Origin of the sequence: Desulfitobacterium sp., assembly GCF_034927245.1 — a bacterium.
In the GTDB taxonomy this organism is placed as follows: domain Bacteria; phylum Bacillota; class Desulfitobacteriia; order Desulfitobacteriales; family Desulfitobacteriaceae; genus Desulfitobacterium_A.
On sequence record NZ_JAYFQK010000024.1, the window covers coordinates 74,349 to 85,961 of the forward strand.

Annotated in this window: 11 protein-coding genes; 6 read left to right on the plus strand and 5 right to left on the minus strand. The window is 41.4% G+C overall.

Annotated elements, in window-relative coordinates; translation table 11 throughout:
* Positions 1 to 57 precede the first annotated feature (57 nt).
* A complete protein-coding gene (locus VB077_RS07135; protein ID WP_323414532.1) occupies positions 58 to 1,107 on the minus strand; it encodes a phosphodiester glycosidase family protein in 1,050 nt (349 codons plus the stop codon).
* Between the two features lie 178 nt (positions 1,108 to 1,285).
* Between VB077_RS07135 and VB077_RS07140 the strand changes: the two genes are divergently transcribed.
* The 3 genes from VB077_RS07140 to VB077_RS07150 all read left to right on the plus strand — a co-directional run bounded on the left by VB077_RS07140 (position 1,286) and on the right by VB077_RS07150 (position 3,409).
* The gene (locus tag VB077_RS07140) at positions 1,286 to 1,531 is read left to right on the plus strand and encodes a 4Fe-4S binding protein (protein WP_323414533.1); all 246 of its coding nucleotides are present in this window, start codon (positions 1,286 to 1,288) and stop codon (positions 1,529 to 1,531) included.
* A 79-nt stretch (positions 1,532 to 1,610) separates the two neighbouring features.
* A complete protein-coding gene (locus VB077_RS07145) occupies positions 1,611 to 2,459 on the plus strand; it encodes a class I SAM-dependent methyltransferase (RefSeq protein ID WP_323414534.1) in 849 nt (282 codons plus the stop codon).
* 86 nt (positions 2,460 to 2,545) lie between these two features.
* Positions 2,546 to 3,409, plus strand: coding sequence for an MBL fold metallo-hydrolase (locus tag VB077_RS07150; RefSeq protein ID WP_323414535.1), 864 nt, complete (start codon positions 2,546 to 2,548; stop codon positions 3,407 to 3,409).
* 16 nt (positions 3,410 to 3,425) lie between these two features.
* On the opposite strand, the gene VB077_RS07155 is transcribed toward VB077_RS07150, so the two are convergent.
* Positions 3,426 to 4,499 (minus strand): GerMN domain-containing protein, encoded by a 1,074-nt coding sequence (locus VB077_RS07155; protein WP_323414536.1) that lies wholly within the window; start codon positions 4,497 to 4,499, stop codon positions 3,426 to 3,428.
* A 113-nt stretch (positions 4,500 to 4,612) separates the two neighbouring features.
* On the opposite strand from VB077_RS07155, the gene VB077_RS07160 reads away from it, so the two are divergent.
* The 3 genes from VB077_RS07160 (at position 4,613) to VB077_RS07170 (ending at position 8,253) form a co-directional block, all read left to right on the plus strand.
* On the plus strand, positions 4,613 to 5,791 hold the full coding sequence (locus VB077_RS07160; RefSeq protein WP_323414537.1) for a cation diffusion facilitator family transporter: 1,179 nt from the start codon (positions 4,613 to 4,615) through the stop codon (positions 5,789 to 5,791).
* 8 nt (positions 5,792 to 5,799) lie between these two features.
* Entirely contained in the window at positions 5,800 to 6,675 is an 876-nt protein-coding gene (locus tag VB077_RS07165; RefSeq protein ID WP_323414538.1) for a radical SAM protein, read from the plus strand.
* A 93-nt stretch (positions 6,676 to 6,768) separates the two neighbouring features.
* A complete protein-coding gene (locus VB077_RS07170) occupies positions 6,769 to 8,253 on the plus strand; it encodes a sigma-54 interaction domain-containing protein (RefSeq protein ID WP_323414539.1) in 1,485 nt (494 codons plus the stop codon).
* Between the two features lie 2 nt (positions 8,254 to 8,255).
* Here the strand turns inward: VB077_RS07170 and VB077_RS07175 are convergent, their stop codons facing one another.
* From VB077_RS07175 to VB077_RS07185, 3 genes are all read right to left on the minus strand, one after another.
* Entirely contained in the window at positions 8,256 to 9,134 is an 879-nt protein-coding gene (locus tag VB077_RS07175; RefSeq protein ID WP_323414540.1) for a DMT family transporter, read from the minus strand.
* Between the two features lie 180 nt (positions 9,135 to 9,314).
* Positions 9,315 to 10,655, minus strand: coding sequence for an MFS transporter (locus tag VB077_RS07180; protein ID WP_323414541.1), 1,341 nt, complete (start codon positions 10,653 to 10,655; stop codon positions 9,315 to 9,317).
* Between the two features lie 64 nt (positions 10,656 to 10,719).
* A complete protein-coding gene (locus VB077_RS07185) occupies positions 10,720 to 11,571 on the minus strand; it encodes a MaoC/PaaZ C-terminal domain-containing protein (RefSeq protein WP_323414542.1) in 852 nt (283 codons plus the stop codon).
* Positions 11,572 to 11,613 lie beyond the last annotated feature (42 nt).

Genomic DNA, 11,613 nt, shown 5'->3' on the forward strand with positions numbered 1-11,613 from the left:
CATTTACACTTCTTATTTTACATCAATTGATGAATTTGTTAATTATTAAATTCACATTTACTTTACAATAAAGTATGAAGGCAAATTACGTTCTCCGTAGGGGCTTGAAGGGTTATTCACCCGCTTTTGCTGATAATAAAGTACCGAGGAGGCACCCCCATCAAGATTCGCCACATTATAAGCACCGTACTTAAGCATGATCTCTTGAACATCCTTGAGTGTTGCACCAACCGAACCGGCCTGGCGCCCATCAATAACCAGCATCAGGACTGTCCCATCTTTGGTTTGTCCAATGGCTGTCCGCGGCGCTATTCCCCAACCCCCATCCCCTTCAGTAATGGCCCGTTTGCCATTAACAACGAGAAAAGGGTCAAATGAAACTGCATCCCGAATACCCATTTTCTGAATTTGGGCCAGCGAATAATGACCTAAGATGAGTTTATCATTTCGATCAAAGCCAATCAGATCATACTTACTGACATTTTCTTTGTAAAGAATCTTTCCCCCTGAAATGAGAATACCGCGAGGCTGTCCGCCGTTCCCGTTCCCCTCCGGGTCACTGAAAGCCCCTCCATTAATAACCGCAACAGCATTCGATTCCTTAGCTATCTCTGCCGCCTTTTCTCCCCGCTTACCAAGATAGCTTGTCCCTGCAACCTTGACTCGGGATGGATCTTTTATCTTCAGCAAATATCCTTTAAACCCTTTTTGACTAATATCAATCAGCTGAATTTCTTTATCGTTTTTTGCTCCTAAGATGTTGATGGCGGAAGGGTTTGAATTTCCTAGATCAACCGCTTTATTCTTATCTAATATTTTTTGAATTTCATCATTACTAAAAAACCAAGTCGCCAAGTATTGGTGGTTTAACGTTGTCATAGCCGTGGTTACCCATAGATTGCGCAATCCTTCAAAAGGTTGAAAAGGTGCAAAGCGAAATCCTGCAAGTAATAGGCAGCAAAGAGAAATAAAAAGAACAATCCTGGTCCAATGTTTCTTCCTCCTTCTCTTCTTGCGGCTATAATGATATACTCCTGCAGGTTCTCCGTGGACTCGCCTCGATTGCATTGTCTGTCGTGTTGATCCGGGAATACCTGTAGTCCCCATATATACTTCCTCTCCTCGTAAATATTCTATAATTCCCTATAATATTACACCAAAATATCCAAATAAAAAAATGGTATTTATAACCTTAAATCATCTTGTCGCATTGATCAATTTATAGTATGCTTACAAATATACCCCCATTAGGTATACAACCGTTAAATAGATTGGAGTGGGAGTTGTGAGTAAAGCAGCCTATGTTGATCCCCTTAAATGTGATCGTTCACCGATGTGTCCTTCCAGACGTTCTTGCCCTGAGAAAGCAATCTCACAAGAAAAGCTAGGTTTCTTAAGTCGAGGACCGGCGTTTGTCAACTCTGAACTGTGCATCGCCTGCGGGGTTTGTATCAAAAGTTGCCCCCATGGCGCTATTAGCTTTAAGGGATCAGAATCGGGACAGAAAAACAAAAAGAAAAAGAAAAAATAGCCAGATTTACTCACTTAAAGCAAACGTACCAATCACCCCTCCTTGGAATATAATACCATCAGAAAAGGAGGGGTGATTTATGGCCTCTTTTGAGAACAAAAGAGTTGAAGATATGAATTATTTTGAATTACTGGCGTGGCTTGGTATCGGTAGTTCTCATCCCGGAGGCTTTCCTGCTACTAAGCTGAATTTAGAGGCGATCCAGATTAAACCTGAAGACTACGTGCTTGACGCCGGATGCGGCAGTGGCCTTACAAGCTGTCACCTCGCCAAAATGATTGGTTGTAAGATTATAGGGATTGATATCAATCCCCAGATGATTGAAAAAGCCGCCCAAAGAGCTGAAAAAGAGGGAATATCACATCTTGTAGAGTTCAAATTAGCAGATGTTAATCAATTGCCCTTCGCCGAAAACACCTTTGATTGGGTCATTGCCGAATCAGTAACAGTATTTCTGGATAAGATTCAAGTATACCGTGAATTCTACCGTGTGCTTAAACCCGAAGGTCAAGTTGCCGATCTTGAGATGGCCCTACTTCATGCTTTACCTCCTCCTCTCAAAAAGCAATTGGCAGATTGCTTTGGTCCGAACACAAACCCCGTATCCTTTGAAGAGTGGTCTCAATCAATCAGCCAGGCAGGATTCCAAGATGTTGAAATCAAAAATCCGCAACCGTTAAAAAACAATGGCAGTCTCATCGCTAATAAACTAAAAAAAGATTGGCTCTTGATTAAAGATCTTGCCGATAAAGTAACCAAACAGCCCGGGTTAATATCCAGACTGCAGAAGAATGTAAGTTTCACAAGGAGGACTCAAGGCTACTTTGGTTTTGGCTTGGTCTATGGACGAAAACCCCTCCCTCCTGCTCGCCCCAAAGCCGGCCTCAAACAGTGGCTGTTAAACGCACTGCAAATTATCCACCATTAATGCTGTTCAAAGAACTAGGAAAATGCATCTTGTTGTGTTAAAATTTAATGATATATTTTTAATATCGTTAAGAAAGTGTTGTTAAAATGAATAACATCTATGATGTCAGAGGCGGTCGCGGCGGTGATGCCTATTTAATCGTCGGCGATCAAAAGACCGCCTTAATCGACTGCGGTATGGCCTATTGTGCGCAAACTTTAATTGAGAACATTAAAAATGTAATTCCGAATCGTCCTTTAGATTATATTCTCCTTACCCACGCTCATTATGATCATATCGGTGCTGTCCCCTACTTAAAAACAGAATGGCCTAACCTTATCGTTTTAGGTTCTGAGTATGATCAAGCTATACTTAAACGGCCTAACGCCTTAGCCACTATTCGTGATTTGGGCCGCCAGGCCGCCGGTATATACGCGGAAGGATTAATTGAGAATTACAACGATGATCTTATGAAAATCGACTCCTCAATTGCTGAAGGCGCTATGGTTACTTTGGGCAATATCAGTATTAAAGTCATAGAGACTCCCGGACACACCCGTTGCACCCTTTCCTTCTTGATCAATGACGAAATTTTATTTGTCAGCGAATCATGCGGGGTATTAAGTCAATCGGGGACCATCTATCCGGGCTTCTTGGTCAGCTATTATGAAGCCATTAAATCCATAGGAAAGTGTCAAATGCTTCATCCGCGGTTTATATATTCTTCTCATTATGGACTGATCGACCCTCACTATATGCCGCACTTCTGGCAGGATTGTATTAAGGCTGCGGAAGAAAGCCGGAGTTTTATACTCAAACGTGCTGAATTAGGGTACAGTGAGGCCGAAATTTTATCTGCTTTTGAAGAAGTTTTTCGGGACGAGGAAAGTCGCTCCGAACAACCCTTCAATGCTTTTCGGATCAATACACAGGCAATGATTCAAAACCTTCTGAGCACCAATCCCGCGTAACACAGATGATTAAAGATTACTTTAGCCCTACACAATTATTTATGTTGACGCTAAAATCCTCACCTTTTTTCTTTTCAATATGCCCTGATACGTAAGGATTTCCTTCTATTGTTAAGTAAACTTTAGCTGCACCGTAATATCCCCCTACTGTATTGACCAAACTCCGCAAAATCATGCCTTCATAACCTGAGCCTGCATTCATTTCACTTACGAATTCTTTATTTAAATCAATATAGACACGATTATCTTTATTGAGATAGAGACTATTGATTTTTGCATTTGGCCCCAAGACTTTACCGAGATTAGCTTGCGGGGAATTTTTAAATTCCTTCTCAAAAATCTGTCTTGTAATGTCATTGGTATTAAAGGAAAGTTTCTTATCCATATAATAAAGCTTTTCATCATTAACATTGGGGTAATAAAATCTTACCGTTTGTTCAAAAGGAACATTTTTCTCAATCTTATTTAACATAGAAGAAACTTCTATTCCGTTTGATTGATAGACTGTTTTAATCAAGCCAACATTCGGTCCATAGTAATCCACTGTCTTACCCTCGTTACCTTCCGTGGTTACTTCCACCGCCTTGTAATGACCCTCAGGGTTTGATAAACTGACGTCGATATTGGTGATTGTCCTTTTCCGATTGTCTGGGAGTGTCCATGTCGTACCTATGGCAATCGGCTCCTTCAAGAGTACTTCGCCTTTATTTGCTCCCTCAGTACTTTTTAGGAGCGCGCTTTGGGTAAAATCTTCCCGAAAATAAGTTTCACCCCGAGCAAGAAGCTGAATTAGCTCCCCATTACTATTTTCGATAACCTTAACGATTTCTGTCCCCCCGTTATTCGACCTAAGCTGCACACGATTTCCCTTGATATAATCAACATTAGTGGTGAATGAAGCATACTCATTTCCCTGTCCCACGTAAGTATACCGTGTATTTTCCTGATCATTAAGAAAATCGTTAACAGAGAGAACAGCTGTATTTGGGCTTGTATTCGTGGTATCTTGTGGGACAGAATCTTTATGAGCGCAACTGCTTAATATAAAAAGTGAGATAAGAAGAACAGCGGTTAAATAAAGCTTTTTCACTTAATAACCTCCCTTAAAGCCTTTGCTATCAATTCTATCCTCAGTCTTGGATGGATGTTCCATAATTATACCTAACTTTTATTATCTTTTAATAAGTCACTTTGGAGGATCATATGATAAATTGGATTATTAAAGCTTTTATTAAAAATTACGAGGATATTAATAACAAAAAAGTTCGTGAAGCTTACGGAGTTCTCGGCGGGGTCCTAGGCATCGTCTGTAATCTCTCTCTTTTTATCCTCAAATTGACTATTGGGATGCTTAGCAACAGCATTGCAGTTATTTCTGATGCATTTAATAACCTTTCAGACTTGGGATCCTCCTTAATCTCAATCATCGGTGCCAAGATGAGCAATCGCCCTGCTGATCCGGAACATCCTTTTGGTCACGGAAGGTTTGAATATATTTCTTCCCTTATCGTGGCTTTTCTTATTTTCGCCGTAGGTTTTCAATTGCTTAAGAGTTCAATAGCCAAAATCCTCGCTCCGGAAAAAGTCATTTTTAGTGCCACCCTGCTTATTATTTTGATATTTTCCATAATCGTTAAGCTTTGGATGTTTTCCTATAATCGATATATCGGCAAGAAAATAAACTCCAGTATCCAAATGGCTACTGCCGTCGATAGTCTTAATGACGTCTTAGCAACAAGTGCAGTCTTAGTAACAACCCTGATCAGCCATTATTTTAACTTATCCATTGATGGAATTGTCGGTCTGGCTATCTCCGTATTAATCCTGTATACAGGCTTACAAATTGCGAAAGAAACCATCAACTTATTACTGGGCAGTGCCCCTGATCCTAATCTGGTTCAAGATATCCGGGCCAAGGTTAGCCACGGACAATATATTGTCGGTACTCACGATCTAAAGGTTCACGACTATGGCCCAGGCAGAATCCTTGCCTCGATCCATGCCGAATTTCCGGATACGGTTAGTACGATCAAGGCTCATTCGATTGTTGACGATCTTGAGGAGCAAATTTCCAATGAACTGGGCATTAATATGGTTCTTCACATTGATCCTTTAACTACAAATCCGGAGAAACTTGCTCAGGTCAATGCATTTATTCACCAAGAAATCCGGGAAATTGGCCATTCAATTGACGTGGAAAATGTTCGAATGACCGAGGGTTTACATCATATCAACATCATCTTTAGTGTTATTGTCCCACCTAGCATCAAAGAATCGGAGTATAAAGAAATACGTCAAACTGTCGCCAAAACGCTTATGGCCAAAAACAATCAAGTCAAGATTGTCGTAGATTCAGTTGTACCCCGGGCCCGAAAGGAGTAAGAAAGCCGATGTTTTACGAAGGTTCAATCTACCGTCCGCCTAGCGAGGCCTCAAGTCTTATCCTTCAGGTTACTGTGGGCTGTAAGCATAATCAATGTACGTTTTGCAATATGTATAAAGGCAAACGATATCGTGAAAAAAGTTACAGTGAAATAAAAGAAATTATCAAAGAAGGGGCCTCATTATACCCTTCCGCCGAACGCATCTTTCTCGCCGATGGAGATGCACTTACTTTAGACACCGATCTCTTAGTAACTATTCTTCGCGAACTTTATGCAACCTTTCCACACCTCCAACGGGTCGGCATTTATGGCGGACCTTTAGATATCTTAGCGAAATCACCGGAGGAACTCAATCGACTCCGTCAGCATGGTTTACACATTGTTTATTTAGGTATTGAAAGCGGAAGTGCAGAGATCCTTAAACAGATCAAGAAAGGTGTAACACCACAAGATTTAATTACAGCCGGTCAACGAATTGTTGCCAGTGGTATCCTATTATCCTGCACTGTTATATCCGGTCTTGGGGGTAAGGAATATTCGAAAGAGCATGCCTTAGAAACCGCAAAGGTTGTGAGTGCCATAGATCCGCATTATTTGGGGACTCTAACCTTAATGCTTGAACCTGAAGCCCCTCTGCTAAGACAAGTGAAGGCCGGAACTTTCAAGCTGCTAAACCCCTGGGAAATTCTCCAAGAGCTGGAGTTGATGATTAAACATTTAGAGGTCAGCAACTGCATCTTTCGAAGCAACCATGCTTCGAATTACTTAACCCTCAAAGCTCATCTTCCCGAAGAAAAGGAAACCTTGCTTACGGCTTTGTCAGACGTAATAGAACAAAACCGACAGGACCTCTTAAGACCTGAAACATGGCGCGGATTATAGATAGTTAAGTGAAATTTCCGTATATCATTGAGTAAAATAATGAAAAATATCATAACCGACATTACAGCATAAACGCCGAAGGAGATGCACTTGATGACTAAAAGCAAGCTGTCCCAACCGCTGGAAAACTTTAACGAATTAAAAATGCGTTTTAAAAATGTCAGTGCCGAATATGAACTTCTAAGCAATTCCTTAAATTGCTTGGAAGATTGTTATTACTCACTCGTTGATGCAACAGGAAAAATTATTACTATCTCAACTGAATTTGAAAAAATAGATGGCTACAAAACTGAAGATATCTTAGGAAAAAATGTATTGGAGGTTTACCGTTTACATAAAGAAAACAGTGTCCATATGAAAGCAATCACCGAAAAACGGGTTATGAAAAATGAGAAATTTAGATATCCTTCTGCCTATGGTCAGCCCGTTGATCTCGTAATGGATATCTATCCCGTTTTTTCAGGATCCGAAGTGATCGGTTCCTTTGCCATAAGCCGCGATACAAGCAAATTACAAGCCTTAACAGATAAAGTATTTGAACTTCAAAAAGCGCTTTTTCAACAGTCCCAAAAAGGCAATAGCAATGGAACCCAATTTTCGTTCGACGACATCATCGGTTCCGGAGAAGCCATGCAAAGTGTCATCAATACCGCTAAAAGAATGGCCCGTTCGGAATCACGGATCATGATTCTCGGGGAAACAGGAACAGGTAAAGAGCTCTTTGCCCAAAGTATTCATAACGATAGTTCCAGAGCAAAAGAGCCTTTTATCGCCATTAACTGCTCAGCCATTCCGGATAATTTACTGGAAAGCATCCTGTTTGGAACAGCTAAAGGTGCATTTACCGGGGCGGGAGATAAGCCTGGATTGTTTGAAGCGGCGAAGGATGGCACGCTTTTTCTCGACGAAATCAATTCTATGAATATTGCTCTCCAGTCAAAGCTCTTACGAGCCCTAGAAACAAATCGTATTCGAAGGTTGGGAAGCAACAAGGAAATCCCTATAAATCCTCGAATTATCAGCGCCATGAATATCAATCCTCAAGAAGCCATTGAAACTGAAAAACTACGCAGTGATTTTTATTATAGGCTTGCTGTTGTCACTTTAGAATGTCCACCCTTGCGAAATAGAAAAGAGGATATTATTGCCTTATCTTGGTTTTATGTCGGGAAATATAGTAAGATTCTGGGAAGAAAGATTAACAATATATCGGATGAAGTCATACACATCCTGAAAAAACATGACTGGCCGGGAAATGTTCGTGAGTTAAGTCACTGTATCGAGCATGCAATGAATATGGTTGACCCCACCGATACTTCCCTTTTAGTGAAGCACTTACCTGCCTTTCTTCTAGACAAAACACTTAAGAATAATATTCTGCCGATCATCATCCCCAAACAAAATGATTATAGACAAACGATGCTGCAAGTTGGAAGAGAAATATTGACACAAGCCTTAAAAAGGAATAACGGCAATATCAATAAAACCGCTAAAGAATTGGATCTCTCCAGGCAGTGTTTATTTTATAAACTAAAACGATTAGATATTGATATTCAGCACGAGATCTCTATCGAATAGAGTTATGAATTACCGCTGAGGTTAGAATAAGCAACAAGAATAACGGCCGCTACAACCAATGCGCAGCCCAAGGATATAGACCAGGTTAGTGGTTCATGTAAAATGATGATCCCGGCTATCAGGCTAACAACCGGTTCGAGGGTACTCAGTATGGAAGCATTGGAAGCCCCCACGATTTGTACCCCCTTGATGAAGAAGATCAGGGCCAAGGCAGTACAGAAAAAACTTAACAAAGCGATATAGAACAGACCTTTCAGCGTAAGCATCAAGGGCCAATTCCCCTGAGCCATGACCGCTGCCAGACAGATGATGGATGTAATCACGCAGGAATAAAAAGCCAGGACCAGGCTGTCCATCTTTTTTAGCTGGGGATGGTCAATTAAAAACACATAGATGGCAAAAAATACGGCCGAACCTATGGCTAGGATAACTCCCCGGAAAGAAAAACTACTTCCCCTCGGATTTGCAATCAGGTAGATGCCACCCAAAGATGTCAACAGAGCCATCCATTTGTAAAGCGGTAGTTTCTCATGATCGATAAAATAGCTGAGCAGCATAACCAGCACCGGAAACAGGTAATGTAGCGATGTGGCTGCACCGGCACTGATATATGTATATGATAGGTACAACGTTAGAATAGTCGCTGAATAACCCAAAGTACCCGACAATAACATCGGACCAATCTGTTGCCTCTCGATATGAAAATCAATCTTACGATAGAGTATATATACTCCTAACATAGCGGCAGCCATACCCGAACGCAGGAAGGCGACCTCGAAGGCAGTAAGTCCTGTTGAATAGGCGAGTTTAGCCCATATCGGCATAAAACCAAAAAATGTAGCAGCAGCAATTATTAAGATAAGTCCCCGAAGCTTATACATTCGTTCCCTCCTTTCTTTCGATTTATTATATCAAATTTCTTAAATGTTTTTATCTTAGTTGCACTTCGCCATGCGTGACGCACTACTACAAGGGACTGTTGCTATGCAACAGTCCCTGCAATTATATCTAGCCTCATATAATAGTTGTCTAATAGTTGTCCAACAACCTCTTGTAAAATATCAGCCCTCTTCTTTAAGCTTGTATCTCTTAAAATCCACCGAACTTGATTCAGCTAACGTCAAACCTTTTGTCTCAGGAGCCATAGCTATTGACACAACCAGTCCAAGAACCGAGATGGCTACCCCAACAAGCATTGTGGGCCCGATCCCATGAGAGCTCATGTAAATGGGTAAGGCATAAGTCGATAAAACTGTCCCAATGCGGCTGAAAGCCATAGCCGCCCCCACTGCCGAAGCCCGAATCTCGGTTGGGAAAAGTTCATTCGGATAAAGCCATTGCAAAATACCGGGGCCACCGGAAAAGAATGCATAAGTTCCAAAGGCGGCAACAACAATCCAGATATTAGCGTTTGGAAAAATTCCCAAAACGGCTAAGGCAATACTCATGATTGTAAAGCTTCCTATAATCAAGGGGCGGCGGCCTATCGAATTCAACCAAAACATTGCCGGAATACAGCCGATTAAGAAAAACATACTAATAATTATATCACCTAAAATCGCTTGCTTTCCGGCCCCAAAGCCAAATGCACTCATGATCTGCGGACCAAATGTATATAGACCAAACATGGGGACAACCTGACATGCCCATATGGTACCCACAAACAGCATTCTGCTAAAGTATCCTTTTTTAAAAATCTTGCTATATTGTGTTTTTACAACCTCTTCAGGTTCTAATTCTACATCTGCCCCAAATAACTGATGTACAATTGCACGAGCCTCATCAACACGCCCTTTACGAGCCAACCACCGGGGTGATTCCGGAGTGCCCCACCGTCCAACAAAGAGAATGACACAAGGAATAAAAGCACTGCCCAGCATCCATCGCCAACCGCTATTTACATCGCTCAAAAGATATCCCACAATATCCGCTGCAGTTGCACCTACATACCAAACAGCTGCGATAAATCCGATCGAAAGAGCCCTGTACTTTCGCGGTGTAAATTCTGTCACCAGGGAAGTGGCGATCGGATAGTCCGCCCCAATAACAATTCCTATCAAAAACCTCATAACAACAAGCTGCATAGGGGTTGTAATAAACATCGTTCCAAGGGAAATGATTGCAATTGCCATAATATCGATGGTAAACATCAACTGACGTCCCACCAGATCAGTTATATATCCGAATAAAGCAGTGCCTAAAAAAATTCCTGCCAAAGCGGCAGCCCCAACCAACGCGCTCCAGTGTGCATCTAAATTGAGTTGAGGCCCCAATTGGGCAAGTGCAACACCTATAATAACTAGGACATAGCCATCCAAGAAGGGACCGCCACTCGCAAAAAGTATCATTTTCTTAAGAAAAGGGGTTAGTTCAAAATCATCGAGCGTTTTTTGGGGCTGCATACTTTTCATCTCCCTTTTTTGGTAGATCAGCAAATCAAGGACACTCGATTAAGACTGTTTTAAATTATTTCCATTCAATTATTCCAAAGTTTAGATAGGGTTTCGCTTGGGTATAAGCATCAATAACTCTAAAATGAACCTTGTTTTCGCCCATTTTCCACATTTGAGTCTTAATGGTTGCTCCTGGGAGAAGTGAAGCCGTGATTCGAGTTTTGAAACGTGTCAAGCGCTCAGGTTCTCCGGGAATAATTGTTTTAATGAAATGGCGGCAAGCTACTCCTGCGAAACTCACTGCATGAAGAATTGGCTTTGCATGACCATTTGCTTTAGCATATTCCCAATCAATATGCTGAGGGTGAAAATCCCCTGACAATCTGTAAATGAGTGCCTGATTCTCAGGAATCCGCTCTTCAACCTCAAAGTCGGGTTCTCTTTCCGGAATTTCCACGATATCCTTCGGGGGTTTCGGACCTCCAAAACCTCCATCATAGATTAAGCAATCCCAGCTCTCGTTGGTAAATATTTTTTCACCGGTTTCATCATAGGTGTCTCCCACATGTTGGGCTAACAAACCTTTATCAGGTCCGCGGTCATATAACCCCTTAAGCAGTACATGCGTGCTTAATTTACCGGACAATTTTGTCAGCGGCTTATGAAATTGCAAATCGAATCCCCAATGGAGCGACCCTGCATAATTATAGCCATAATCAATGGTTTTAGTGACTTCACTGTCCACAATGGGCATTGCCGCAAACATCGGCAGAATTTTTAAATCCTTTTCGTAAACATATTCCAAATCGGTTTTGCCATCAAAGCCGGCACCACAGCCGAGCGCAAAAAGAATTAAATCTTTAAAATTATAGTCGCGTTCAAACGGTCCAAATGTTTGTCCAACCATTTCCATTTTAATTGTCATTTCTAATCATCCTTTCTTGTCAATACATGATTCACGATAAGG